Here is a 24435-nt window from a genome sequence, read left to right as displayed (position 1 = left end):
AAGGGATAACCAAGAGAAGGTCAGGGGATGGTCAGCCGGCGCGGCCGCCCGGGCCGCGCCGATCAGGCTCCGCGCCCCCTGCGCGCCTCCGCGATCCGTTCCAGCGCCTGGTCCAGGACCCGACTGCCGGGTGGCGGGAAGGACGCCTCGAAGGTCCAGGCGTGGCCGACCCACGGATCGGCGAGGTGGTCGTCCGGCACCGGGGAGAGCCGCATCAACGAGCGCCACAGCGGATCCAGCAGCGGCCCGTACGCCGAGGCCTCGTCACGGTCCGCCACCATCAGCAGGTGGACGCCGACCGCGGGACCCTCGTCGGCCAGGTAGCGCAATTGGGTGACGGCCCGGTCGTCGAAGCCGTGCGGGAAGTCGTGGACGACGAGCAGCTGCTCGGCGGTGTCCAGGTCCGGCGGCAGGTCCTCGGGCGCTCCCGCCCGCACCGCCATCTGTACGAGGTCCACCCGGCGGGTGAGCCGCGCGAGGGTCTCGGTGACTCCGGCGGAACCGGCGGCGGGCGGCGCCGCCAGTACCCCGGCCCGTACGAGCGGGGCCAGCGAGGACGCCCCGGCCCCGGCGGCGTCGATGACGTGCACCGAGAAGCGGCCCGCGGGGTGCACGGCGAGCAGGCGCACCGCGTGCGCGACGGCCATGTCCATGGCGGCCCGGCGCAGCGGGGCGGTGTCCGCCATCATCGCCGCCTCGGAACCGGTGCGGCCGTTGTCGATCCACAGGCCGCGCTCCATCGGGAACCGCACCAGCATCGGTATGCGCAGCTCCGGGCACTCGGGCAGGTGCAGATCGCCCAGCCGCAGGGCGAGCGGGGCCTCGGCGGGGATCCGGTGGGCGTGCCAGACCGGGTTGGCCCAACCGGCGAAGGCGGCGGGGAGCGCGGGCTCGACCACCTCCACCTCCGCCTTGAGCTGGGCGAGGTCGCGGTCGAGGACGGCCCGGGCCTGGGCGACGAGCTCGTCGCGGCGGGCCCTGGCGCTCTCGCGGGCGCCGTCCCCGGATCCGCCGAGGCGGCTGCGGGGGTCGGCGAGGGCCGCGTCCAGCTCGCGCTCCAGCCGGGACTCGGCGAAGTCGGCGGCGCTGCGGTAGGCGGAGACCGAGCGGGCCAGGTCCTCGAACATGCCCCAGACCTGGTTGTACAGCCGCTCGTCCATGGACCAGCCGGTGGCGTCGCCCGCGACCGGGCGGTGCGCTTCCCCGGGCTGCGCGGGCGGGGCCTGCGGGGCGGGCGGCGGGGGCTGCGAGGTCCGGTCGCGGCGCGGGTGGGCGTAGCTGATCGTGGGCGGACCCTCCGGGCCGACGCCGGGCGCGGGGTCCGCGGGCGGCGGCGGGGGCACCGGCCCGGGGACCGGGGTCTGGGGCACCACCGGGGTCGCCAAGGGCGTCGGGGTGTCCGAGGAGGCCTGCGCGGGACCGGGCGCGGCCGTACCGGTCGTGCCCGCGGCCGGGGTGGAGTACGGCGATCCCGCGGCGGCGGGCACCGCGGGGGCGGGAGAGGCGGCGGGGGCGGAGCCCGGTGCCGGGCTGCCGGCGGCGTGGGCGCGGGCGGCCAGGTCCGCGGCGTCCCGGACGCTCAGGCCGTGGTCCGCGAGCAGGGCCGGGAGCCCGTCGGCGTATCCCTGGCCGACGGCGCGCACCTTCCAGGCGCCCTGGCGGCGGTACAGCTCGACCGCTACGACGGCGGTCTCCGCGTCCAGTCCGGTCAGGGTGTAACCGGCCAGCTCGGCGCCGTCGGGGGCGGCCACGGCGACGTACGGGGCGGCGACCGCACCGAAGCGGGGCGGGCCGCCCTGCGGCAGCACCAGCACGATGCCGACCCTGTGGACGACGGCGGGCACCGCGTCCAGGTCGACCTCGAAGGCGTGCCGCGCGGCGGCGGCCACGGGCACTTCCAGGCCGGGCACCCGCGGCTCCCCCGGGTGGGCCAGCGACCCGGGGTCGGCCAGGCGGCCCCCGTCGTCGCCCAACGCGGCCCCGGCGAGCACCGGTGTGCCCGCCGAGACCCTGATCTCCACCCGGTGCCGGGACAGGGGGTGGTTCTGCCCCCGGACCAGTTCGGCCGTCATCGTGCAGCCCCTCCCCCGTCGTACGCGTTCTCCCGGGCGCCTGGCGCGGCGCTCCGGCTTACAGGTGCGGCAGGATCGCCGGCAGCAGGTCCTGGAAGGTCCGGCCGTTCGCCGGGTTGCCCAGGGCCGTCATCTTCCAGCCGGTGCCCGCGCGGTGCACCTTCGCCATGATCTGCGCGGTGTACTGACCGCCGCCGTCGAGCGTGTAGCGGGCCAGTTCCTGGCCGTTGGTCTCGTCGACGATGCGGCAGAAGGCGTTCTGCACCTCCTGGAACGTCTGTCCGGTGAACGAGTTCACCGTGAAGACGATCTGGTCGATGTGCACCGGCACGCGCGCCAGGTCGACGAGGATCGACTCGTCGTCGCCGCCCTGACCGGCGCCGCCGACCAGGTTGTCACCGGTGTGCCGGACCGAGCCGTCCTTGCTCTGCAGCTGCCGGAAGAACACCACGTCCATGGGCTCCTTGCCGGCGAACAGCACGGCCGAGGCGTCCAGGTCGATCTCCCGGGTACGGCTGCCGAACAGGCCGCGGCGCTTGGCCGCCTGCCAGCCGAGGCCCATCCGGACCGCGGTCAGCGACCCGCCGTCCTTCTTCTCCAGACTGATGGCCTGACCCTTGGTCATGTTGACCGTCACGTGCTGTCCCCTCTCCATAGCCACCCCCAGGCAGCGCGTGCCTGTGGCTGTTCCACGCCCGAACACTACTGACCGGCCACGGCTCAGGCGAGGCCCGCTTCCTTCATCTGCCGCAGCTCCTTCTTCAGCTCGCCGACCTCGTCGCGGATCCGGGCGGCGACCTCGAACTGCAGCTCGGCCGCGGCCGCCCGCATCCGCTCGGTCATCTGCTCGATCAGCGAGGCCAGTTCGGCCGCGGGGCGGTCGGTCAGCACCTCGCCCTTGCCGCCCTTCGCACCCTTGCCGCCCTTGGCCGCACGGCCGCCCAGCGCCGGTACGGGGGCCTTCGCGTCCTTGCCGCCCTTCTGCTGGCGGTAGCCGCTGCCGAGCAGCTCCTCGGTGTCGACCTCCTCGCGGGCGATGGTGGCGACGATGTCGTTGATCTTCTTGCGCAGCGGCTGCGGGTCGATGCCGTGCTCGGTGTTGTAGGCGACCTGCTTCTCCCGGCGCCGGTTGGTCTCCTCGATGGCCTTCTCCATCGCCGGCGTCACCTTGTCCGCGTACATGTGGACCTGGCCGGAGACGTTGCGCGCGGCGCGGCCGATGGTCTGGATCAGCGAGGTCCCGGAGCGCAGGAACCCCTCCTTGTCGGCGTCGAGGATCGCCACCAGCGACACCTCGGGCAGGTCGAGGCCCTCGCGCAGCAGGTTGATGCCGACCAGGACGTCGTACTCACCGGCCCGCAGCTCGCGCAGCAGCTCGATCCGGCGCAGCGTGTCCACGTCGCTGTGCAGGTAGCGGACCGCGATGCCGAGCTCCAGGAAGTAGTCCGTGAGGTCCTCGGCCATCTTCTTGGTCAGGGTGGTGACCAGGACGCGCTCGTCCTTCTCGACGCGCTGGCGGATCTCGTGCACCAGGTCGTCGATCTGGCCCTCGGTCGGCTTGACGACGACCTCGGGGTCGATCAGGCCGGTGGGCCGGATGATCTGCTCGACGAACCCGTCGCCGCGGGAGAGCTCGTACTTGCCGGGGGTGGCCGACAGGTAGACCGTCTGCCCGATGCGCTCCTGGAACTCCTCCCACTTCAGCGGACGGTTGTCCAGGGCCGAGGGCAGCCGGAAGCCGTGGTCGACCAGGGTCCGCTTGCGCGAGGCGTCGCCCTCGTACATCGCGCCGATCTGGGGCACGGTGACGTGCGACTCGTCGATGACGAGGAGGAAGTCCTCGGGGAAGTAGTCGATGAGGGTGTTGGGCGCGCTGCCGCGCTCGCGGTCGTCCATGTGCAGCGAGTAGTTCTCGATGCCGGAGCAGGAACCGATCTGGCGCATCATCTCGAGGTCGTAGGTGGTGCGCATGCGCAGCCGCTGGGCCTCCAGCATCTTGCCCTGCTTCTCCAGCTCCGCGAGGCGCTCGGCCAGCTCGACCTCGATGCCGGCGACCGCCTTCTCCATGCGCTCGGGCCCGGCGACGTAGTGGCTCGCGGGGAACACGTACAGCTCGCGGTCCTCGCTGATGACCTCGCCGGTCAGCGGGTGCAGGGTGGAGAGGGCCTCGATCTCGTCGCCGAACATCTCGATGCGGACCGCGAGTTCCTCGTACACGGGGAAGATCTCGATGGTGTCGCCGCGCACCCGGAAGGTGCCGCGGGTGAAGGCGACGTCGTTGCGGGTGTACTGGATGTCGACGAAGCGGCGCAGCAGCTGGTCGCGGTCGAACTCCTCGCCGACCTTGAGCGAGACCATCCGGTCGACGTACTCCTGCGGGGTGCCCAGGCCGTAGATGCAGGAGACGGACGCGACCACGATGACGTCGCGGCGGGTCAGCAGCGAGTTGGTCGCGGAGTGGCGCAGCCGCTCCACCTCCTCGTTGATCGAGGAGTCCTTCTCGATGTAGGTGTCCGACTGGGGGACGTACGCCTCGGGCTGGTAGTAGTCGTAGTACGAGACGAAGTACTCGACGGCGTTGTTCGGCAGCAGCTCGCGGAACTCGTTCGCCAGCTGGGCGGCCAGCGTCTTGTTCGGCGCCATGACCAGCGTCGGCCGCTGGAGCTTCTCGATCATCCAGGCCGTGGTGGCCGACTTTCCGGTGCCGGTCGCACCGAGCAGGACCACGTCCTTCTCGCCCGCGCGAATGCGCTGCTCCAGCTCGGCGATGGCCGCCGGCTGGTCACCGCTGGGCTGGTAGGGACTGACGACCTCGAAAGGCGCCACCGTGCGTTCGATCTTCGATACGGGCCGCATGAGTCAACCGTACGGCCCCCCACTGACACTCACGCGCCCGCGCGCTCCGCGGACGCCCGGGCCGGTGCCCGACCCCCGTCCGACCAGCGCACGACACGCTTCGGTGACGGCCCGCCGCGCAGGGTGACCCTGGTCCGTTTGTCGTAGTTCGGTGGCGACGGCCCGATCGTGAACGGCATCATCGCGATGAGTCACATTTCACGACAGACCGTCAGATACGCCAAGAGGGGCGGGATACGACCATCACCGCCCGACGTCCCCCGCCCGTCCGCGCGTCCGGCCGGGCCGCCGGTCGCACCCTTCATGACCCGTGACCCGAGGAGACCGCACATGTACGTCCGAACCGTTGCCGCGGCTGCCGCCGTGCTCGGCATCACCCTCTCCGCACTGGCCGGGCCGGCCTCCGCCACGCCGCCGCCGCTGCGGGCGGGCGGCCCGAAGGCCGGACCGGCCGCGGCTCCCCACCCCGGGCCGAAGGCGGCGCCGCTGGCCGGGCTGCTCGGGCTCCCCGTGGTGTACGCGCACCGGGGGGCGTCGGCCTACGCCCCGGAGAACACGCTGGCCTCCATCGACCTGGCCGCGCGGCTGGGCATGGACTGGGTGGAGAACGACGTCCAGCGCACCAAGGACGGCGTGCTCGTGGTGATCCACGACGACACCCTCAAGCGGACCACCGACGCGGCGAAGGTGTTCCCGAAGCGCAGCCCCTGGCGGGTGAAGGACTTCACGGCGGCGGAGATCGCCCGGCTCGACGCGGGCAGCTGGTTCCGCCCGGAGTTCGCCGGCGCCCGGATCCCGACGCTGCGCGAGTACCTCGACCGGGTGCAGCTCAATCAGGGCCGGCTGCTGCTGGAGGTCAAGAAGCCGGAGCTGTACCCGGGGATCGAACGCGAGATCCTCGACCTGCTCGACAGCAGGGGCTGGCTCGACGCGCGGCACGTCGCCTCGCGCCTGGTCGTGCAGAGCTTCAGCGCCGACTCCGTGGCCCTGGTGCACCGGATGCGGCCGGACGTGGTGACGGCCTTCCTCGGCGCGCCGCCGGAGGAGGACCTGGAGCGGTACGCCGCCTTCTCCGACCGGATCAACCCCTGGTTCCGGGAGATCAACGCCGATTGGGTGGCGCGGGTGCACGCCCTCCAGGGGCCGCACGGCAAGGCCATGGAGGTCGACACCTGGATCGTGGACGACTCGGACACGACGCAGCGGGTCGTGGAGATGGGCGTGGACGGCATCATCAGCAACCGCCCCGACCTGGTGCGGCGGACGGTGTACGGCTACTGACCGCTCCCGCGCTCCGGGGCCGTGGCACCGCGGCCCCGGAGCGTTGTCGGTGGGGCGTCGTACGGTGGTCGTGTGGACAGCACCGAGCGGCCCCGGGGGCCGCACCTCGAATGGACCGTGGTCGCGAGCGCCATCGGTCCGCTCCTCCTCGCCGCGACCTCCGAGGGCCTGGTCAAGGTCGCCTTCCACGCCTCGCCGCGGGCGGCCGGGCCGCTGATCGACCGGCTCGGCGCGGCGGCCTTCCGTCCGGCGCCGGGCGAAGAGGTGCTGCTGGCCGAGCCCATACGCCAGCTCGCCGCCTACTTCGCCGGTGACCTGCGGCGCTTCACGCTCCCGCTGGACTGGCGGCTCAGCTCCGGCTTCAACCGCCAGGTCCTGCAGGAGCTGGACCGCACCGTCCCCTACGGGGCGGTCGTCGGGTACGGCGAGCTGGCCGCCCGGGTCGGCCAGCCCGGCGCGGCCCAGGCCGTGGGCGCGGCGATGGGCTCGAACCCCTTGCCGCTGGTGGTGGCCTGCCACCGGGTCGTGGAGAACGGCGGCGGGATCGGCGGCTTCGGCGGCGGGGTGGAGACCAAGCGGACCTTGCTGGCGCTGGAGGGCGTCCTCCCGGAGCCGCTCTTCTGAGGGCCGCCCGGGTGCCGGCCGGCCGCCGATTCGGGGTCGATCAGGTGCTGACCAGCGACGATCCGGTCCGCCCGCGGAGCCGCCACCGGTTCCCCCGCGCGGCGGGCGGTGCGACACTGCGCCGGTGACTGCTGCCGCGGCCCAGCCCGCCGTCCCCCGTCCCGCATCGCCCGTCCGCTCCTGTCCGAGGGACCGGAGGTGTACGAAATGAGCGCCCCGCACGGTACGGACCGCTCGCCCGGATCCGTCGGACCGGACCGCACGGCCCCCGCGGCCCGCTCGGCCCTCGAGCTGCGGCAGGAGCGCGAGGTCCGGGGGCTGACCGACGCCGACCTGCCCCGGCTGCGCCGACGCACCTCCGGCGTGCTCATCGCCGCGCAGGTCCTGGGCGGGCTCGGCATACCGATCAGCATCGCGCTGGCGCCCGTACTGGCCACCGAGGTCAGCGGCACCGAGGCCGTGTCCGGACTGGCCTCGACGGCCTCGGTCGTGGGCACCGCCCTGGTCTCGCTGCCGCTCGCGGCCCTGATGACGGCGCGCGGGCGACGGGCGGGGCTGGTCCTGGCCTATGTGATCGGCGCGGTCGGCGGCGGGCTCGTGGTGCTGGCCGCCGTGCTGAAGAACTTCCCGCTGCTGCTGCTCGGCATGGCCGCCTTCGGCGCCGCCTCCTCCGCCAACCTCCAGTGCCGGTTCGCCGCCGCCGACCTGGCGGCCCCCGACCGGCGGGCCCGGGCGATCTCGACGGTCGTGTGGGCCACGACCATCGGCGCGGTGCTGGGACCCAACCTCTCGGCCCCGGCCAGCCGGAGCTTCGCGGGGACGTCCATACCCGACAAGGCGGGCCCCTTCCTGTGGGCCGCCGGGATCTTCCTGCTCACCGCGCTGCTGATCGGGGTGCTGCTGCGGCCCGATCCGCTGCTGACCGCCCGCGCACTGGCCGGTCCGGCCGAGCAGAGCACCGCGGGCCGCTCGCTGCGGGCCGCCTTCGCCGCCGTACGGGCCTCCCCCCGGGCCCGGCTGGCCCTGGTGACGGTCGCCGTGACGCACACCGCCATGGTCTCGATCATGGTGATGACCCCGGTGGACCTCGGGCACCACGGCGCCGACCTCCAGCTGATCGGGCTGGTGATCAGCGGCCACATCGCGGGCATGTTCGCCTTCTCGCCGGTGATGGGCTGGCTGGCGGACCGGCTCGGCAGGCTGTCGGTGATCGGCCTGGCGGCCGGGCTGCTGTCGATCGCCGCCCTGCTCGCGGGCACCGCCGGGGCGAACCACGCGCAGACCGCGGCGGGCCTGTTCCTGCTGGGGCTGGGGTGGTCGGCCGGGCTGGTCTCCGGTTCCGCGCTGCTGACGGACTCGGTGCCGCAGGCCGCGCGGGCCGCGGTACAGGGTCTGTCCGACCTGACCATGAACACGTGCGCGGGCGTCGGCGGCGCCGTGTCCGGGCTGATCGTCTCCCAGGCGGGCTACGGCTGGCTCAACGCCGTCGGGGCGGCGCTCCTGCTGCCGATGGCCGGGCTCGCGCTCTTCACGGCGCGCCGCCACCCCGCGCCCGTCGAGGGCGCGGGGGCGGACACCGCCAAGGACTGACGGGCGTCACGTCACGGGCCGGTCAGAGGCTGATGTGGTAGGCCTTGCGCAGCGTCTCGTGCACGGTCCAGGTGGTCCTGTCGCCCTCCCGGAGCACGCAGGCGGTGCCGGGGCCGACCTCCAGCCGCCCGCCGCCCTCGATCTCGATGGTGGCCCGGCCGCTGACGACGACGAACAGCTCGTTCGCCTCGGTGTCGGTGACCACTCCGGGGGTGATCTGCCAGATCCCGCGCAGCTGCTTGCCGTCGGCGGACTCCCACAGCACCTTGCCCGTCACCACGGGGGCGCCGGAGACGATCTGTCCCGGGTCGAGCTCCTCGGTCTCCAGCTCGGCGTCCGGTACGTCGGGTACGGACACGGCGAAGGAGGCGGGAACGGCATCGGGGGCGGTCGGGACGGCGGGGTCTTCGGTGCTCATGGCGCGAAACCCTAGCCCGGCGGGACGGCCGCGCGCGGTGGCCAGGTCGTCCAGGATCGGCGGGGCGCACGAGTCATCCTGTCCAGGGTCACGGGCCCGGGCCGTGTGCGGACGCACCCCGTGCATCTCGGACAGTTGGGCCGGGGGCGCGTTTGGGGGCGTGGATCCCGTGCCATGGATGGGGACATGTCACAGCACACAGCGGTTCCCGTCCTGTCGGAAGAGGTGCGCGACGCGCTGGCGGAGCAGCGACCGGTCGTCGCCCTCGAATCGACGATCCTCGCGCACGGCCTGCCCCGGCCCCGCAATCTCCAGGTGGGCCTGGAGCTGGAGTCGATCGTCCGCTCGGAGGGCGCGGTTCCGGCGACCGTCGCGGTGCTCGACGGGGTGCCGTACGCCGGGCTCGACAAGGCCCAGCTGGAGCGGATCGCCAACGGCGACGGCGTGCGCAAGCTGGGCCACCGGGACCTGGCCCCGGCGATGGCGGCCGGTGCCACCGGGGCCACGACGGTGTCGGCGACGGCGTTCCTGGCCGCGCGGGCCGGGCTGCGCGTCTTCGCCACCGGCGGGCTGGGCGGCGTACACCGCGACTGGGCGCGGGCGCAGGACGAGTCGGCCGACCTGTCGCTGCTCGCCCGGACCCGGATCACGGTGGTCTGCGCGGGGGTGAAGTCGATCCTGGACGTGCCGGCCACGCTCCAGCGGCTGGAGACGCTCGGGGTGGGGGTGCTGGGGTTCGGGACGGAACGGTTCCCCGGCTTCTACCTGAGCAGTTCCGGCGAGCCCGTCGACTGGACGGTGCACCGGCCGCAGGAGGTGGCCGGGGTGATGGCCGCTCAGGACGCCCTGGGCGGGCCCGGATCCGCGCTGCTGGTCGCCAATCCGGTCCCCGAGGCCGACCAGCTCGATCCGGACCTGCACGACCGGGTACTGGCCCGGGCCCTCGCGGAGTGCCGGGAACGCGGCATCACGGGGCAGGCGGTGACCCCGTTCCTCCTCGACTTCCTGGTCCGCGCGACCGGCGGGGCCTCGCTGGAGGCGAACCTGGCGGCGGTGCGCGGCAACGTGCGCCTGGGTGCGCGGATCGCGGCGGCGTGGGCGGCCTGGTGACCGGGCCGGGGGGCGTCGGCGGCGGTCTGCTGGTCGTCGGGGACGTGGTCACGGACGTGGTGGCCGTGCACCTGGAGCCGCTCGCTCCGGCCACCGACACTCCGGCCCGGATCCGTACGATGCCCGGCGGCGCCGGGGCCAACGCGGCCTGCTGGGCGGCCCACCAGGGAGCCGCGGACGTCGCGCTGCTCGCGCGGGTGGGAGCCGAGTCGGCGCAGTGGCACGAGCGCGCCCTGCTCGCCGCCGGGGTGCGGCCGCTGCTGGTGGTCGACCCGGTGGAGCCCACCGGGACGGTGGTGGCGCTGGTCGGCAAGGACGCGGAACGGACCTTCCTCACCGACAGCGGGGCCGTGCTCCGCCTCTCCCGGGCCGACTGGACCCCGGAGCTGCTGGCCGGTGTGGCCCATCTGCACCTGTCCGGCTACCTGTTCTTCGGGGACACCAGCCGCGAGCTGGCCCGGCTGGCGCTGCGCTCGGCCCGGGAACGCGGGATCGCGGTGAGCGTGGACCCCGCCTCGGCCGGGTTCCTGTCCGCGCTGGGGGTGGACCGTTTCCTCGACGCCGTCGCGGGGGCGGGCACGCTGCTGCCCAACGAGGACGAGGCGCGGCTGCTGGCCGGACTGCCCGGCCCGGCCCCTTCGGCCCGGGCGGCGGCCGAGTTGAGCCTGCGCGTCCCGCTGGTCGTGGTGACCCGGGGCGCGGCCGGGGCGCTGGTCGCCGAGGGCGGCCGGGTGACGGCGCAGGTCGCCGGGGAGCCCGCCCTGGCCGTGGATTCCACGGGCGCGGGCGACGCCTTCACCGGCGGCTTCCTGGCGGCCCGACTGGCGGGCGCGGACCCGGTGGAAGCGGCAAGGGCCGGCTGCCGCGCGGGCGCGGTGGCCGTCACCCGCCTGGGCGGCCGCCCGTAGCGCGGCGCCTCGAACGGGCCCGGCCCGGGCCGGGTCGGTCAGTGCGGGAGGCCGGTCCAGGCCGGGTGCCGGGGGTCGTCGGCGCGGACCAGGACGTCGGCCGCCGACCCGGGATCCGTTTCGGCGTCGTAGCGCGCGAAGGCGGGCCCGGTCCAGCGTTCGTCCTCGGGCGTGCGCCGCGCCAGGGCCCCGGCGGAGAGCCGGACGTGGACGCTGAGGTCGAACGGGAACCAATGCCCCATCAGGAACGGTCCGTGCAGGATCACCACCCCACCCGGCGGCAGCGTCACGTACGGGCTCCGGGTCGCCCGGTCCGTGACCGGATCCCACAGGTCCGGGAGCACCCGACCGCTCCCCCCGGGATCCAGCGGCCCGATGACCTCGCGCCAGAGCGCGGCCGTGTCGTACCAGCCCCCGAGGTAGGCGTCGACGTCCCGTCGGCCGTACTCGAAGCGCAGCGAGGCCGGCCGCAGGAAGCCACCGGTAGGCACGACGAGGACCGAACGGCCGCGTCGGCGCAGGGCGTCCGCGAGCCGTCCGGCGAGCACGTCCGTACCGGCGGCGGGCGCACCGTCCACGGCCACCCGCAGCCAGGGCTCCCCGGCGCCCGCGTCCCGCGGGGCCCCGTCGAGATGGCCCGCGAGCCGCTCGGCCATCCCCTCCCAAGTGATCGCTTCCAGCTGCACGGTCCCATTGTCAGTGCTCACCCGTAGCTTTCTCATCAAGGGATCACCGACGCGAAAGAGCCGTCGGCCCGACCTTGGGGAGGGGCCTGCCATGGCTCGCGAGACGACGTACCTGGAGCTGTCGCAAGAGGGTGGCGGCGCGCACAAGTTCTATGAGGTGACCGTGGACGGCACGGACGTCTCGGTGCGTTACGGCCGGATCGGAGCCGACGGGCAGCTGCAGAACTCCTCCTTCCCGACCATCGAGAAGGCGCGGGCGGCCGCCGCGAAGAAGGTCGGGGAGAAGGTCCGCAAGGGGTACGCCCCGGCCGTGCGGGGGCAGCGGACGGCGCGCGCCGTCTCCCGCCGCGAGGTGACCTCGGCGCCGTCGACCGCGCGGGCGGTGGCGCCGGTGCTGTGGCGGTTCCGCACCGGGGCCTCGGCCTTCGGGATCCACGTGGACGAGGACCGGTGCTGGGTCGGCAACCAGGCGGGCGACGTCTACACGCTGAGCCACGGCGGCGAGGTGCTGGCCCGCTATTCGCTGCCGGACGGGGTCAAGTGCCTGGTGGCGGACGAGTTCTGGATCTACGCGGGCTGCGACGACGGCACGGTGTACGACCTGTCGTCGAAGGTCCCCTTCGGGGCCTACGACATCGCGGCGGACGTGGACATCTTCTGGCTGGACATCCGCGAGGGCGTGCTCACCGTCTCCGACCGCAACGGCGGTCTGACGGTCATCGACCACGAGGACGAGTTCCAGTGGTCGCGCAAGTCCGCCGGATCCAACGGGTGGATGGTCCGGGCGGACGGGGACGCGGTCTACCACGGGCACTCCTCGGGCGTGACGGCGTACTCGCAGGACGGTTCCGGGGAGTTGTGGCACGCGCCGACCAAGGGCCAGGTGCTCTTCGGCTGGCAGGAGGACCACGCGGTGTACGCGGGCACCTCCCGCCACACCGTGGAGCGGATCGCGAAGGCGACCGGGGCCGTCGAGGCCACCTACCGGTGCGACGGTTCGGTGTACTCGTGCGCGACCTCCCCCGACGGCCGGCACGTCTTCGCGGGTGACTCCTCCTCGTCGGTGTACTGCTTCGACGCCGATGGGCGGCGCCTCTGGAAGCTGGGCACGGGCAGCGGCTCCGCGCTGTCGATGCAGTACCTGGACGAGCGGCTGTACCTGGTGACCACCGACGGCTCACTGGTGTGCGTGGACGCGAGCGAGGCGGCCATCGCGGCGGCCCAGCAGGGCTCGGTGCCGACCGCGATGGACGTGAAGTCGGCCGCGGCGCTGCCCGTGTTCACCCCGGCGGCCTCGGCCGCCGCGGTGGCGACGGTGACGGTCGCGCCCGCCGGCGGCGTGGTGGTCGAGTGCGTCCAGCAGGGCGGCCGGACGCGGGTGCAGGTGGTCTCGGGCGGCTTCGAGCCGTCGTGGAACGTGCAGTTCCCGCGGGGCATCCGGGAGGCGGGCGCCCGGTACGTGGTGGACGCGCTGCATCCGGCCCCGGGCGGTTTCTACCGCGTGCGCGGGGAGATCCGCCGCCTGGTGTGAGCGCGGGCACGCGGCGCGGTCCGGGGAGGGGGCGCGGACCGCGCCGGGGGAGCCCGAAAAGGGGGCAACTGCCGTGCTCGGCAAGGTGATAGGGGGCCGCCGCGGCGGTATCACACCTGTATGGACCTCGTCGTCTTCGAGTCGCTCAAGCGGATCAGCTGCGCGGAGTGCGGGCACGGGCCGCTCCCGCACCTCGTCCGCGCGTCCGGTGTTCCCCGCTGCCTGGACTGCGCCGACCTCGGGCACCTCGTCTACCTGCCGCGCGGGGACGCCGCCCTCACCCGCCGGGCGCGGACGGGCAGTTCGGTGTGCGCGGTGGTGGTCCGCTTCAACAAGCGCCACCGCCGCCACGAGCGCCAGGGCCTGCTGGTCGAGGTACCGGCGCTCGCCCGGGCCGAGGCCGCCTGCCTCGCGGACGCGGAGGCGCGGGCCCGGCGCCGGGCCCGCGACCGGCTGCGCCGGGCCGCCGAGGACACCCGGTTCACCGCGCTCTTCGCCGCCGAGATAGCGCGGCTGTTCCCCGGGTGCCCGCCGGAGCGCGCCCTGGCGATCGCGGCGCACGCCTCGCTACGGGGCAGCGGGCGGGTCGGCCGCAGCGCGGCGGGCCGGGCCCTGTCCGAGCAGGCCGTCTCGGTGGCGGTCCGGGCCGCGGTCCGGCACGAGGACACGGAGTACGACGCCCTGTTGGTGGCGGGCGTCCCGCGGTTCGAGGCCCGCGCCCGCCTCGCCCCGCGGATCGAGGCGGTCCTCGCCTCCTGGCGGCCCGGCCCGGAGCGGGCCGCTCAGCTGGCGCGGGAGCGGCGGTAGAGCAGGGCCCCGCCGAGCAGCAGGGCGGCGCTGCCCGGGATCAGGTAGTCGAGCCCGTCGGCGCCGGTGTGGGCCAGCGCGGGACCCGTCTCCCGGGGCGGCGCGGGCGGGGTGACCGGGCGCACCGCCACGGGCGGCTGGGCGGGCTTGCCCCCGCTGGGCGGGCCCGTGTTGACCGAGGTGTTGCCCGCCGCGGAGTTGCCGACGCCGACGACGCTCACCGCATTGCCGCTGATGTTCACCGGGAGATCGATCGGCAGCTGGATCCCGTTGCCGGAGAGCAGGCCAGGCGAATCCTTTCCGCGCCCTTGCGCGAGCGCTCCCCCGCCGTTCCCGGCACCCTGCCGGGAGGGGCCCGTCGCGGACGACGGGCCCGACGGATGCGAGGGGCGCGGATCCGGATGCCCACCGGGGCCCGCGTTGGCACACCGGTTCCCCGCGGCGGAGTTGAGCAGGCCCACCACGCTCACGGTGTTGCCGCACACGTTCACCGGCGCGTGCACCGGCAGTTGCACCACGTTCCCCGAGAGCAGCCCCGGCGAGCGCTGCGCCGAACCACCCGCGTCCGCGTCGGCGTGGGCGAGACCTCCCACACCCGCGGCGGCCAGGCCACCTCCCGCGACCACCGCCGCGATCAAGCCATTTCGACGACTGCTGCGCATCAGTGTCCCTGCCTTCCGGAGGAGTTCACGGGTGTGCACCCGCATCCGGAACAACGCCCTGAACCCGTTCGGGTTATAGCGCCGGTAGGCATTTCACTCCATCGTGTACTGGGTAGTGCGTACTTCATGATGGACAGACCACTGCTGCTCCTCGACGTGGACGGCCCGCTCAACCCGTTCCGGTCGCGCCTCGCGGGGCTGCACGGATACACCACGCACCGGATGCGTCCGGCCCTCTGGATGGCCCGCCGCGCCCCGGATTCGCCGAGCGCGCGCCGGGGCCTGCGGGTCCGGCTGCATCCCACGCACGGCCCGCGCCTGCAGGCCCTGCCCTTCGAACTGGCCTGGGCCACCACCTGGATGCACCAGGCCAACACGATGATCTCCCCGCACATCGGGCTGCCCGGCGACCTTCCCGTCATCGAGTGGCCGGAACTCTTCGCCCACGACCCCGACGGCCTCTACTGGAAGACCCGGCCGCTCCTGGAGTGGGCCGCCGGACGCCCCTTCGCCTGGGTCGACGACATGATCACCGCCAAGGACCGCGCCTGGGCCCGCGCGCACTACCCGGCGCCGTCCCTCCTCCTGCGCATCCGCCCCCGACACGGCCTGCGCGCACGCGACTTCGCCACCCTCACCCGCTGGGCGGCCTCCCTACCGGGGAACTGAGCCGGGGGCCGGGACCGGGTCAGCGGCGGGGGGCGAGCGCCGTGAGCGGGTCGGCGGACGGCGGCCCGCAGGGCCACCAGTCCTCCTCGTCCGGTTCGGACTCGTAGGGGTACCAGAGGCCGTCGCGGCCGAGCCGGAGTTGGCGGGTGCGCCCGCTGAGGCGGTTGCGGCGGGGCCGGAAGGGACCCCGCCCCGCGGCCGACAACGCCGGGCGGGCCCGGTCGAAGGGGCCCGCGGGCGGATCCCACTCCTCCTCCAGCACCAGCAGCCCCGCCGCGCCGCCCTGGCGCCATGCCGACACCGCGCGGGCCAGGTCGCCCGGGGAGCGCCCGGTGGCGGCGGCCAGATCGCGGTACAGGGCGCGGGTGGAGGCGGCCAGGCCCGAGGTCGGCGGCTGCGCGGTGGCCAGGCGGACCGCGTCCTGCCAGAGCGTGAGGCCGGCGATCGGGTCCTCGCCGGTGGCGAGGAGGGCGTGGGCGCGCGCCGCGGCATCGGAGGCCAGCTGGTCCAGGGCCAGCGGATCCGGGGCGCCGCGCTCCTCCGGGTAGGCGGGGGCGGCGCCGACGGCCGGTGCGTCGAGCGGCGCGGGCAGCGGCGCCCGGGCGCCGCGGTGCACGGCCGCGCGCGCCGGGACGCCGGGGAAGTCGACTTCGGCCGCGGGCCGTTCGCGGGCGGCGTGCGCGGCGTTGCGGCGGGCCAGCTCGTCGAGGAGGTCCCGCTCGCCCCGGCCGCGCAGCAGCATCAGGACGAAGGGGTCCTCGTCGAGCAGCCGGGCCGCGCGGTAGCAGAGCGCGGCGGCGTGCTTGCAGGGCGGACGCCCGACGTCCGGGCAGGAGCAGTGCGGTACGAGGTCCCCCGCCCCCGGCAGCAGCCGATCGGCCAGGGCCTGCGGAACCTCGCGCTCCAACAGCGCGGCCAGGGCCGCCGGCTGGGCGGCCGCGTCCTCCAGCAGCTCGTCCCACTCCTCCTCGGTCAAGACGGTCAGGGCCAGCTCGGTGCGGTACGGCCGGGCCCGGCTGCCGCGCACGTACGCCACGATCCGCCCGGGGGTGACCGTCACCGCGTCGACGTGCCCGTCCTGCGCGTACGCCCGCCCGCGCCCCAGGCGCGCCGCGTCACCGGAGCGGCCCTCCAGGGCGGCCACCCAGGCCCGCCCCCACCAGCTCGCGGCCCCGGCCCCCGCGGGCAGCGAGTCGAAGGTGCGGCGCAGGTCGTCGCGCGCGGTGATCACGAGCGCCTGCGCAGGGAGACGAGGTCGGCGAGCTCGCGGTCGGTCAGCTCGGTCAGCGCGGTCTCGCCCGATCCGAGGACCGCCTCGGCCAGGGCCCGCTTGGCCTCCAGCATCTCGGCGATGCGGTCCTCGACGGTGCCCTCGGCGATGATCCGGTGGACCTGGACGGGCTGGGTCTGGCCGATGCGGTAGGCGCGGTCGGTGGCCTGTTCCTCGACGGCGGGGTTCCACCAGCGGTCGTAGTGGACGACGTGTCCGGCGCGGGTGAGGTTGAGGCCGGTGCCCGCGGCCTTGAGGGAGAGCAGGAACACGGGGACCTCGCCGTTCTGGAAGCGGTCCACGAGCTCCTCGCGGCGGGCCACCGGGGTCCCGCCGTGCAGCAGTTGGGCCGGGATCCCGCGGGCCGCCAGGTGCCGCTCCAGGATCCGGGCCATCGTCACGTACTGGGTGAAGACCAGCACCGAACCGCCCTCGGACACGATCGTGTCCAACAGCTCGTCCAGGAGGGCGAGTTTGCCGGAGCGGTGCGCGATCCGGGGCCGCTCCTCCTTGAGGTACTGCGCCGGGTGGTTGCAGATCTGCTTGAGCGAGGCCAGCAGCTTCATGATCATGCCGCGGCGTTCGATGCCTTCGCTGGCCTCGATCACGGCCATCGCCTCGTCCACCGCGGCCTGGTAGAGGGAGGCCTGTTCCCGGGTCAGCGAGACGGGGTGGTCGGTCTCCGTCTTGGGCGGCAGCTCGGGCGCGATCCCCGGGTCCGACTTCTTGCGGCGCAGCAGGAACGGCCGCACCAGCGCGGCCAGTCGGGCCACGGCGGCCTCATTGCCGCCGTCCTCCTCCTGCTGGTGCTCCACGGGCCGGGCGTGGCGGGCCCGGAAGGCGGTGAGCGGGCCGAGCAGACCGGGGGTGGTCCAGTCGAGGAGGGCCCACAGCTCGGAGAGGTTGTTCTCGACGGGGGTGCCCGTCAGCGCCACCCGGGCCGGTGCGCCGATGGTGCGCAGCGCCCGCGCGGTCGCCGAATGCGGGTTCTTGATGTGCTGCGCCTCGTCGGCGACGACCATCCCCCACTGCTGACCGGCCAGCCGCGAGGCGCTCGCCCGCATCGTCCCGTAGGTGGTGAGGACGAAACCGCCGGACAGGCCCTCCAGGCTGCGCCCCGCCCCGTGGAAGCGGCGCACCGCCACCCCGGGGGCGAACCGCTCGATCTCGCGCTGCCAGTTGCCGAGCAGGGACGCGGGACAGATCACCAGGGTCGGCTCGGGGCGGGCCCGGTGCAGGTGCAGGGCGATCAGCGTGACGGTCTTGCCCAGCCCCATGTCGTCGGCGAGGCAGCCGCCGAGGCCGAGGGAGGTCATCAGGTCGAGCCAGGCCAGGCCGCGTGCCTGGTAGTCGCGCAGGGTGGCCCGCAGCCCGGGCGGCTGCGGCAGCGGCGCCGGGTCCCCGGTCAGCCGGTCGCGCAGGGCGGCCAGCGCGCCCACCGCGACCGCGGGCACCGCCTCCCCCTCGACCTCGGCCTCGCCGGTCAGCACGGCCGCCAGCGCGTCCACCGGATCCAGCAGCCCCAGCTCCCGCTTGCGGGCCTTGCGGACCAGGTCCGGATCGACGCGCACCCACTGGTCGCGCAGCCGCACCACCGGACGGTGGGCCTGCGCGAGGGCGTCCATCTCGCCGGGGGTCAGGCGGTCGCCGCCCAGCGCGAGTTCCCAGGAGAAGGCGAAGAGTCCGGCCGCGTCGAAGAAGGCGGTCCCGTCGGTCGCCGAACCGGGCGCGGTCGAGCGTACGACGGCGCTCGCGCTCAGCGTCCGGGCCAGGTCCCTCGGCCAGTGGACGCCGACCCCGGCCGCCGCGAGCCGGGTCGCGGCGACGCCCAGGAGGTCCTCCAGCTCGGCGTCCGAGAGGGCCAGCGCCTCGGGCACGGGCTGCTCCAGCAGCCGCAGCAGCGGCGGCCACACCCGGCCGGCCCGACGCAGCGCGAGCACCGCGTCGACCCGGGCCCGCGGCCCGAACCGGTCGGTGGCCGTACCCGCCCACAGCGCGCCCGCGTCGGCGACCAGCGTCGGATCGGCCAGGCTGTGCACCTGGACCACGGCCGCACCCGCCCGGCGCACCTCGGCGGCGTCCTGCCGGGTGTCGCGCGCGGCGTCCTCCTCGGTGTCGAAGAGCCGGTACGAGGACAGGTCGAGCCGCAGCGAGATCCCCACCCCCGCGTCCGCCCCGGCGGCGACCTGCGCCGCCCACTCCCGCAGGCCGGGCACCTGCTGCGGCTCGACCGAGGCGAAGGGGCGCCCGGCGGCGACCGGCGCGGCCGGGGTGCGCGGCAGGGTGTCGGCGACGGCGTCGAGGAAGGCGCGGACCAGGGCCTCCGGTTCGGGCAGGAGCAGCGGGCGGCGCCCGGGCAGCGGTGCGGCGTGCGCCTCGTACGGCAGGGCGGCCGCGACCGCGCGGAGGTAGGCGATGTCCTCGCCGTCCAGGGGGCCGACCCGCCAGGCGTCGACGCCCTCGGGGGTCAGGCCGGGGAGCAGCCGGCCCCGCGCGACCAGCGCGAGGGCCTGTCGGGCGGCGGTGCCCCAGGCCCGGGTGGCCGGGTGGGCGGCGGGGTGCTGCGGGGCCGCGACGAGCAGCGGGAGCGCGGCGGCGAGCGGCAGGACGAGCGAGGGCACGGTCCGGGTCCGCAGGGAGTTGCCCGCGGGGTGCACCGTGCCCAGCGCTTCGCCGACCAGGTCGGGCAGGCCGGGAAGGTCCGCGGGATCGGGCAGCTCCTCGCCGACCGGCGACCAGAAGGCGATCCGGCTCCGGCGCGGAACGGCGTCCGGCAGGAAGAGCGCGGCGTGGCGCACCAAGGCGGCGGGCGGCCGCGGGCGCGCGATCGGCCCGGGAAGGTCCCGCACCGCGAGCGCGTGCTCGCGCGACGGATGCGCCATCGCCTTCCCCCTCCCGCTCTCGTCCCGATCGTGACGGCGGACGTCACTGCCGACGAGTCTAGATGTGGCCACTGACAATGGCGCTGACCTGGGGTGTTGACCTTCGCATTACCCGGCCCCGACCGGGGTATGGCTGTCCCCACCGGCCATCGACCACCGACCACGGGGAGTCCGCCCATGTTCCGACGCGCCACCGCCTCGGCCACCGTCCTCGCCGCCGCCGCCGCCGCCGCGGCCGCGCTCGCGCTCACCGCGTCCGCCCCGGCCGCCGCCGCGCCGACCGCCACCGCACCCGGCTTCCTCGCCGGTACCGATCTGCCCCCGCACCCCAGCTCCCCCTGGACCCAGGGCAAGGTCACCAAGGGGCTCCCGGAGACCGCGCCCTTCTGTCTGGAGGGCGCGCTGCCCGCCGCGGGCAGCTGGCACCGCGCCTTCGGCACGGACCTCGACACCGGCGCGGTCCAGGTCTCCGTGCGCACCGCCTCCGACGCGGCGGCCAAGAAGCTGGCGGCCGCCCTGGAGCGGAAGGTGGCCGCCTGCGCGGCCGACTGGCTGCGCGCGACCCCGGGCGGGACGGCCTCCTGGCAGGACTACGGCCCGGTCCGGGTCGAGGAGGGGGCGCACGTCTACGGCGTGCACACCTCGATCCCCGATTCCGAGCCCGGCGTCCACCTCTACGGCATCGGGCGCGACGGATCCACGGTGACCGTCGTGAAGTGGGGCCAGATGGGGGTGCTGGCCGACGCGCCCGTGACCGCCTTCAAGAAGACGACCACCACCGCCGTGCACAAGCTCAACCCCTGACGCACCGCGCGTGGGACCATGGACGGACGGGGGACGACGGCCGGTCGGGCGACGGATCCGAGGCGATGGCCATGCGTACCGGGAACGAACCGGTGACCGCGCGCAGCCCGCTGCGCCTGCGGTTCTGGCTCAGCGTGTGGGGGCTGCTCTGGGCCGCCGCGGGCACGGCCGCCTTCGCGGCCGCCGGACAGCCGGCCTGGGCCGCGGTCTGCGGCGCGTTCCTGCTCCTGGTGAGCGTGGACATGGCGATGATCGTGCGCCACATCCACCAGGGTCCGCACTACCAGCCGGGGCGCGACGTCCCGCCGTACGAGCCGCCGCACCGCTGAACCACGGGCCTCCAGGGCCGACCGGCTACTCCTCGAAGGCCGCGGCCCGCAGGTACTCCGGCTGCGGGTCCAGGGCCGCGGCGAGCCGGAAGTGCCGGCGGGCGCGCTCCGGCCGCCCGGCCCGCTGGTGCGTGCGGGCCAGCGCGAAGTGGGCGAAGGCGTTGTCCGGCTCCCGCTCCAGGACCAGCTCGAACTCCAGGGCCGCCGGTCTCAGTTGGGCGGCGGCGAAGAAGGCGCGGGCGCGCAGCAGTCGGGCGGCGGTGTTCTCCGGATGGGCGGCTATCACCGAGTCCAGCAGTTTCACCGCGCCCCTCGGGTCCCGGGCCGCGAGCAGCCGCTCGGCGGCCCGGAAGTCGATGACGTGGGTCTCCGGGCTACCGGAACCCGCACCGGCCACCGGCTCCCGCCCGGACTCGGGCGGGGACCCGGACCCGGGTTCCGCTGCGGACTCGGACGGTGGCGTGGTGTCGGACACGATGGGATTCCTTCCCTCTCCGGACGCCTTCAACGCGCCACGCGACGATGGTCGTTGCGCCACCGGCCCGAGGTCGCCGCGCAGTCGCTCAATCCCGGGGAGCGGCCGCGCGCGCGGTGAGCTCCTCCCAGACCTTGCGCACCTGCGGCTCCAGCGCCGCCAGCGGCCCGTCGTTGTCGATGACCAGCGTCGCCACGGCCAGCCGCTGCTCACGGGTCGCCTGCGCCGCCATCCGGGCCCGCGCCTCGCCCTCCTCCATGCCGCGCAGTGCGGTCAACCGGGCCAGCTGGGTCTCCGGCGCCGCGTCCACGACGACGACCAGGTCGTACAGCGGCGCCAGGCCGTTCTCGGTGAGGAGCGGTACGTCGTGCACGACGATCGCGTCGGGGCCCGCGGCCGCTTCCAGCTCGGCCGAGCGCGCGCCCACCAGCGGGTGCACGATCGCGTTCAGGGTGCCCAGGAGTTCCCGGTCGGCGAAGACGATCGAGCCGAGCTTCGGCCGGTCGAGGCTGCCGTCGGGAGCCAGTACGGACTCCCCGAAGGCCGCGACCACCGCCGCCAGCCCGGGCGATCCCGGTTCCACGACCTCTCGCGCGATCCGGTCGGCATCCACGATCACCGCCCCGTACCCCGCCAGCAGTCGTGAGACCGCGCTCTTGCCGGCACCGATTCCGCCCGTCAGGCCCACCTTCAACATGGCCCGCAGCCTACTGCCGTGCCCTGGAGCCCCGTACGGGCCCTCCCCCTCGGCACCCGCCCGCTCTCAGCCCTCGCCCTCGCGCTCCGCGAGGAAACGCTCGAACTCGCGGCCGATCTCGTCCGCCGAGGGGATCTCGGCGGGCTCCGCGATCATGTTGCCCCGCGTCTCCGCTCCGGCCGCCGCGTCGAACTGGTGCTCAAGGCCCTGCACGAGGGCGACCAGCTCCTCGTCGCCCTCCCGGATCTGCCGGTCGATCTCCGTCTGCGTGCGGTGCGCCTCGGTGCGCAGCGCGTGCGCCACGCTCGGCAGGACCAGGCCGGTCGCGCCCGTGATCGCCTCCAGGGCGGTCAGCGCGGCGTCCGGGTACGAGGAGCGGGCGACGTAGTGCGGTACGTGCGCGGCGACGCCCAGGACGTCGTGTCCGGCCTGTGCGAGCCGGAACTCCACCAGGGACTCCGCGCTGCCGGGCACCTGCGCCTCGTCGAAGGGGCTGCGGTGTCCGGGCATCAGGTCCGTGCGGTTGCCGTGCGGGGTGATGCCGACGGGCCGGGTGTGCGGGACGCCCATCGGGATGCCGTGGAAGTTCACCGAGAGGCGGACGCCGAGGCGCTCCACGATCTGCTCGACGGCCGCGGCGAAGCGCTCCCACTCCACGTCCGGCTCGGGGCCGGACAGCAGCAGGAAGGGCGCGCCGGTGGCGTCCTGGACCAGTCGGACCTCCAGCGCGGGGGCGTCGAAGTCGCTCCAGTGGTCCCGCTGGAAGGTCAGGAGCGGGCGCCGGGCCCGGTAGTCCACGAGCCGGTCCGCGTCGAAGCGGGCCACCACCTGGTGGGGCAGGGCGTCGAGCAGCCGCTCCACGATCTGCTCGCCGGTCTCTCCCGCGTCGATGTACCCCTCGAAGTGGTAGAGCATGACCAGCCCGGCGGACTCCTGGGCGAGCGCCAGGTCCACCACGGCCAGACCCTTCGCATCCCACTCGTACAGGCCTTGCGAATCAAGCACCGTCACCACTCCCCTTCGTCTCGTTCTCTGCCAAGAACGTTCAAGGAAGCGCTGCCATTCCCCAGTTGGCGGCCCATCGGGGAGAAACCGCCACCGTTCATCGGGGGGACACACAACGGGCCCGGACTCCCGACGGGTCCGCACACGCGACGAGGCCCGCCCCCCGAAGGGGACGGGCCTCGTCGTTCTCAGCTCAGCTCAGCCGCGCGCCGGAGCGCGCCGCCGTGCGCTGCGATCAGCTCTGGCCGCCGGCCAGCTTCTCGCGCAGCGCGGCCAGGGCCTCGTCCGACGCCAGGGCGCCGGAGGTCTCGTCCGCACCCTCGGAGGAGTACGAACCACCGGAGAGGCTCGCGCCGCCACCGGTGTTGCCACCGGCGGCCGGAGCGGCAGCGCCCTCGGCAGCGGCGGCCTCGTCGGCCTCGCGGCTCTTGATGACCTGCGCCTGGTGCTGCTCGAAGCGAACCTGCGCCTCGGCGTACTGGCGCTCCCACGTCTCGCGCTGGGAGTCGAAGCCCTCGAGCCAGTCGTTGGTCTCGGGGTCGAAGCCCTCGGGGTAGATGTAGTTGCCCTGGTCGTCGTACGAGGCAGCCATGCCGTACAGCGTCGGGTCGAACTCGACCGAGGCCGGGTCGGCACCGAAGGACTCGTTGGCCTGCTTCAGCGACAGCGAGATCCGGCGACGCTCGAGGTCGATGTCGATGACCTTGACGAAGATCTCGTCGTTGACCTGGACGACCTGCTCCGGGATCTCCACGTGGCGCTCGGCCAGCTCGGAGATGTGGACCAGACCCTCGATGCCCTCGTCCACGCGGACGAACGCACCGAACGGAACCAGCTTGGTGACCTTACCCGGGACGACCTGGCCGATCTGGTGCGTCCGGGCGAACTGCTGCCACGGGTCTTCCTGCGTCGCCTTGAGCGACAGGGAGACGCGCTCGCGGTCCATGTCGACGTCGAGGACCTCGACGGTGACTTCCTGGCCGACCTCGACAACCTCGGAGGGGTGGTCGATGTGCTTCCAGGACAGCTCGGAGACGTGGACGAGACCGTCGACGCCACCCAGGTCCACGAAGGCACCGAAGTTGACGATCGAGGAAACGACGCCGGAGCGGACCTGACCCTTCTGCAGGGTGGTGAGGAACGTCTGGCGAACCTCGGACTGGGTCTGCTCGAGCCACGCGCGGCGGGACAGGACCACGTTGTTGCGGTTCTTGTCCAGCTCGATGATCTTCGCCTCGAGCTCCTTGCCCACGTAGGGCTGGAGGTCGCGGACGCGACGCATCTCGACGAGAGAGGCCGGCAGGAAGCCACGGAGGCCGATGTCGAGGATGAGACCACCCTTGACGACCTCGATGACGGTACCGGTGACGATGCCGTCTTCTTCCTTGATCTTCTCGATCGTGCCCCAGGCACGCTCGTACTGAGCGCGCTTCTTGGACAGGATCAGACGGCCTTCCTTGTCCTCCTTCTGGAGAACCAGGGCCTCGATCTCGTCGCCGACCTTGACGACATCGTTCGGGTCGACGTCGTGCTTGATCGAGAGCTCGCGGCTCGGGATCACGCCTTCGGTCTTGTAACCGATGTCGAGGAGAACCTCGTCCCGGTCCACCTTGACGATGACGCCGTCGACGATGTCGCCGTCGTTGAAGTACTTGATCGTCTCGTCGATCGCCGCGAGGAACGCGTCCGCGTCGCCGATGTCGTTGACCGCTACCTGCGGAGGAGTGGTGGCGGTGGTCTCGGTGCTGCTCGTCATGTG

General features: G+C 74.1%; 22 protein-coding genes. 10 read left to right on the top strand and 12 right to left on the bottom strand.

Translation table 11 applies throughout. The features are described from left to right. Positions 1–62 precede the first annotated feature (62 nt). From ACFWAR_RS17685 to uvrB, 3 genes are all read right to left on the bottom strand, one after another. Positions 63–2072 carry a TerD family protein gene (locus tag ACFWAR_RS17685; RefSeq protein WP_385778027.1) on the bottom strand — a complete coding sequence of 670 codons (2010 nt, stop codon included), beginning with the start codon at positions 2070–2072 and terminating at the stop codon, positions 63–65. Positions 2073–2130: 58 nt separating this feature from the next. Then, positions 2131–2709 (bottom strand): TerD family protein, encoded by a 579-nt coding sequence (locus tag ACFWAR_RS17680; RefSeq protein ID WP_385778025.1) that lies wholly within the window; start codon positions 2707–2709, stop codon positions 2131–2133. An 83-nt stretch (positions 2710–2792) separates the two neighbouring features. Continuing rightward, a complete protein-coding gene (gene uvrB, locus ACFWAR_RS17675) occupies positions 2793–4928 on the bottom strand; it encodes an excinuclease ABC subunit UvrB (RefSeq protein ID WP_385778023.1) in 2136 nt (711 codons plus the stop codon). 330 nt (positions 4929–5258) lie between these two features. Between uvrB and ACFWAR_RS17670 the strand changes: the two genes are divergently transcribed. The 3 genes from ACFWAR_RS17670 to ACFWAR_RS17660 all read left to right on the top strand — a co-directional run bounded on the left by ACFWAR_RS17670 (position 5259) and on the right by ACFWAR_RS17660 (position 8423). Beyond that, positions 5259–6209, top strand: a complete 951-nt coding sequence (locus tag ACFWAR_RS17670) for a glycerophosphodiester phosphodiesterase (RefSeq protein WP_385778021.1) — start codon at positions 5259–5261, stop codon at positions 6207–6209. Between the two features lie 72 nt (positions 6210–6281). Beyond that, complete coding sequence (locus ACFWAR_RS17665; protein ID WP_385778019.1) at positions 6282–6833, top strand: methylated-DNA--[protein]-cysteine S-methyltransferase; 552 nt, start codon at positions 6282–6284, stop codon at positions 6831–6833. A gap of 207 nt (positions 6834–7040) precedes the next feature. Continuing rightward, positions 7041–8423 carry an MFS transporter gene (locus ACFWAR_RS17660; RefSeq protein WP_385778017.1) on the top strand — a complete coding sequence of 461 codons (1383 nt, stop codon included), beginning with the start codon at positions 7041–7043 and terminating at the stop codon, positions 8421–8423. 22 nt (positions 8424–8445) lie between these two features. On the opposite strand, the gene ACFWAR_RS17655 is transcribed toward ACFWAR_RS17660, so the two are convergent. After that, positions 8446–8841: a cupin domain-containing protein gene (locus ACFWAR_RS17655; RefSeq protein ID WP_385778015.1), complete on the bottom strand. Its 396-nt coding sequence runs from the start codon at positions 8839–8841 to the stop codon at positions 8446–8448. Between the two features lie 186 nt (positions 8842–9027). On the opposite strand from ACFWAR_RS17655, the gene ACFWAR_RS17650 reads away from it, so the two are divergent. Together ACFWAR_RS17650 and ACFWAR_RS17645 are read left to right on the top strand one after the other, a co-directional pair. After that, on the top strand, positions 9028–9951 hold the full coding sequence (locus ACFWAR_RS17650; protein ID WP_385778013.1) for a pseudouridine-5'-phosphate glycosidase: 924 nt from the start codon (positions 9028–9030) through the stop codon (positions 9949–9951). Further along, entirely contained in the window at positions 9945–10859 is a 915-nt protein-coding gene (locus ACFWAR_RS17645) for a carbohydrate kinase family protein (RefSeq protein WP_385778045.1), read from the top strand. Before ACFWAR_RS17650 ends, ACFWAR_RS17645 begins: the two co-directional genes overlap by 7 nt. Positions 10860–10897: 38 nt before the next feature. Here ACFWAR_RS17645 and ACFWAR_RS17640 read toward each other — a convergent pair whose 3' ends face one another. After that, positions 10898–11545, bottom strand: a complete 648-nt coding sequence (locus ACFWAR_RS17640) for a uridine kinase (RefSeq protein WP_385778011.1) — start codon at positions 11543–11545, stop codon at positions 10898–10900. 91 nt (positions 11546–11636) lie between these two features. Here ACFWAR_RS17640 and ACFWAR_RS17635 point away from each other — a divergent pair, with 91 nt between their 5' ends. Next, positions 11637–13076: a WGR domain-containing protein gene (locus ACFWAR_RS17635; protein ID WP_385778009.1), complete on the top strand. Its 1440-nt coding sequence runs from the start codon at positions 11637–11639 to the stop codon at positions 13074–13076. Positions 13077–13196: 120 nt separating this feature from the next. After that, positions 13197–13883: a DUF2293 domain-containing protein gene (locus ACFWAR_RS17630; protein ID WP_385778007.1), complete on the top strand. Its 687-nt coding sequence runs from the start codon at positions 13197–13199 to the stop codon at positions 13881–13883. Here the strand turns inward: ACFWAR_RS17630 and ACFWAR_RS17625 are convergent. After that, positions 13859–14545 (bottom strand): chaplin, encoded by a 687-nt coding sequence (locus ACFWAR_RS17625; RefSeq protein ID WP_385778005.1) that lies wholly within the window; start codon positions 14543–14545, stop codon positions 13859–13861. The two genes, ACFWAR_RS17630 and ACFWAR_RS17625, sit on opposite strands and share 25 nt — an antisense overlap. Before the next feature lie 126 nt (positions 14546–14671). Between ACFWAR_RS17625 and ACFWAR_RS17620 the strand changes: the two genes are divergently transcribed. Beyond that, complete coding sequence (locus tag ACFWAR_RS17620) at positions 14672–15214, top strand: hypothetical protein (RefSeq protein ID WP_385778003.1); 543 nt, start codon at positions 14672–14674, stop codon at positions 15212–15214. Positions 15215–15233: 19 nt separating this feature from the next. On the opposite strand, the gene ACFWAR_RS17615 is transcribed toward ACFWAR_RS17620, so the two are convergent. Both ACFWAR_RS17615 and ACFWAR_RS17610 read right to left on the bottom strand, forming a co-directional pair. Next, on the bottom strand, positions 15234–16445 hold the full coding sequence (locus tag ACFWAR_RS17615; RefSeq protein ID WP_385778001.1) for an SWIM zinc finger family protein: 1212 nt from the start codon (positions 16443–16445) through the stop codon (positions 15234–15236). Further along, positions 16442–19366 carry a DEAD/DEAH box helicase gene (locus ACFWAR_RS17610; protein ID WP_385777999.1) on the bottom strand — a complete coding sequence of 975 codons (2925 nt, stop codon included), beginning with the start codon at positions 19364–19366 and terminating at the stop codon, positions 16442–16444. The genes ACFWAR_RS17615 and ACFWAR_RS17610 overlap by 4 nt, the downstream gene beginning before the upstream one ends. Before the next feature lie 177 nt (positions 19367–19543). Between ACFWAR_RS17610 and ACFWAR_RS17605 the strand changes: the two genes are divergently transcribed. Both ACFWAR_RS17605 and ACFWAR_RS17600 read left to right on the top strand, forming a co-directional pair. After that, entirely contained in the window at positions 19544–20170 is a 627-nt protein-coding gene (locus ACFWAR_RS17605; protein ID WP_385777997.1) for a hypothetical protein, read from the top strand. 71 nt (positions 20171–20241) lie between these two features. Next, positions 20242–20499, top strand: a complete 258-nt coding sequence (locus tag ACFWAR_RS17600; RefSeq protein ID WP_385777995.1) for a DUF6343 family protein — start codon at positions 20242–20244, stop codon at positions 20497–20499. A gap of 25 nt (positions 20500–20524) precedes the next feature. Here the strand turns inward: ACFWAR_RS17600 and ACFWAR_RS17595 are convergent, their stop codons facing one another. From ACFWAR_RS17595 to rpsA, 4 genes are all read right to left on the bottom strand, one after another. Further along, complete coding sequence (locus ACFWAR_RS17595) at positions 20525–20896, bottom strand: tetratricopeptide repeat protein (RefSeq protein ID WP_385778043.1); 372 nt, start codon at positions 20894–20896, stop codon at positions 20525–20527. A 166-nt stretch (positions 20897–21062) separates the two neighbouring features. Next, on the bottom strand, positions 21063–21671 hold the full coding sequence (coaE, locus tag ACFWAR_RS17590) for a dephospho-CoA kinase (RefSeq protein WP_354383338.1): 609 nt from the start codon (positions 21669–21671) through the stop codon (positions 21063–21065). 66 nt (positions 21672–21737) lie between these two features. After that, positions 21738–22676, bottom strand: a complete 939-nt coding sequence (locus tag ACFWAR_RS17585) for a PAC2 family protein (protein WP_385777992.1) — start codon at positions 22674–22676, stop codon at positions 21738–21740. Positions 22677–22911: 235 nt separating this feature from the next. Next, on the bottom strand, positions 22912–24432 hold the full coding sequence (gene rpsA / locus ACFWAR_RS17580; RefSeq protein WP_351038657.1) for a 30S ribosomal protein S1: 1521 nt from the start codon (positions 24430–24432) through the stop codon (positions 22912–22914). Positions 24433–24435: the final 3 nt, after the last annotated feature.

The organism is Streptomyces sp. NPDC059917 (genome assembly GCF_042730635.1).
Classification (GTDB): domain Bacteria; phylum Actinomycetota; class Actinomycetes; order Streptomycetales; family Streptomycetaceae; genus Streptomyces.
The sequence above is the reverse complement of the archived record's forward strand: the minus strand, read 5'-3'. Positions and strand labels throughout refer to the sequence as shown.

What these genes read in the sequence shown, in the direction of transcription:
- ACFWAR_RS17635 (WP_385778009.1), top strand. Translation starts at nt 11,637, where the DNA reads ATGGCTCGCGAGACGACGTACCTGGAGCTGTCGCAAGAGGGTGGCGGC.
- ACFWAR_RS17685 (WP_385778027.1), bottom strand. Translation starts at nt 2,072, where the DNA reads ATGACGGCCGAACTGGTCCGGGGGCAGAACCACCCCCTGTCCCGGCAC.
- uvrB (WP_385778023.1), bottom strand. Translation starts at nt 4,928, where the DNA reads ATGCGGCCCGTATCGAAGATCGAACGCACGGTGGCGCCTTTCGAGGTC.
- ACFWAR_RS17660 (WP_385778017.1), top strand. Translation starts at nt 7,041, where the DNA reads ATGAGCGCCCCGCACGGTACGGACCGCTCGCCCGGATCCGTCGGACCG.
- ACFWAR_RS17605 (WP_385777997.1), top strand. Translation starts at nt 19,544, where the DNA reads ATGTTCCGACGCGCCACCGCCTCGGCCACCGTCCTCGCCGCCGCCGCC.
- ACFWAR_RS17625 (WP_385778005.1), bottom strand. Translation starts at nt 14,545, where the DNA reads ATGCGCAGCAGTCGTCGAAATGGCTTGATCGCGGCGGTGGTCGCGGGA.
- ACFWAR_RS17670 (WP_385778021.1), top strand. Translation starts at nt 5,259, where the DNA reads ATGTACGTCCGAACCGTTGCCGCGGCTGCCGCCGTGCTCGGCATCACC.
- coaE (WP_354383338.1), bottom strand. Translation starts at nt 21,671, where the DNA reads ATGTTGAAGGTGGGCCTGACGGGCGGAATCGGTGCCGGCAAGAGCGCG.
- ACFWAR_RS17650 (WP_385778013.1), top strand. Translation starts at nt 9,028, where the DNA reads ATGTCACAGCACACAGCGGTTCCCGTCCTGTCGGAAGAGGTGCGCGAC.
- ACFWAR_RS17630 (WP_385778007.1), top strand. Translation starts at nt 13,197, where the DNA reads ATGGACCTCGTCGTCTTCGAGTCGCTCAAGCGGATCAGCTGCGCGGAG.
- ACFWAR_RS17610 (WP_385777999.1), bottom strand. Translation starts at nt 19,366, where the DNA reads ATGGCGCATCCGTCGCGCGAGCACGCGCTCGCGGTGCGGGACCTTCCC.
- ACFWAR_RS17620 (WP_385778003.1), top strand. Translation starts at nt 14,672, where the DNA reads ATGATGGACAGACCACTGCTGCTCCTCGACGTGGACGGCCCGCTCAAC.
- ACFWAR_RS17600 (WP_385777995.1), top strand. Translation starts at nt 20,242, where the DNA reads ATGCGTACCGGGAACGAACCGGTGACCGCGCGCAGCCCGCTGCGCCTG.
- rpsA (WP_351038657.1), bottom strand. Translation starts at nt 24,432, where the DNA reads ATGACGAGCAGCACCGAGACCACCGCCACCACTCCTCCGCAGGTAGCG.
- ACFWAR_RS17655 (WP_385778015.1), bottom strand. Translation starts at nt 8,841, where the DNA reads ATGAGCACCGAAGACCCCGCCGTCCCGACCGCCCCCGATGCCGTTCCC.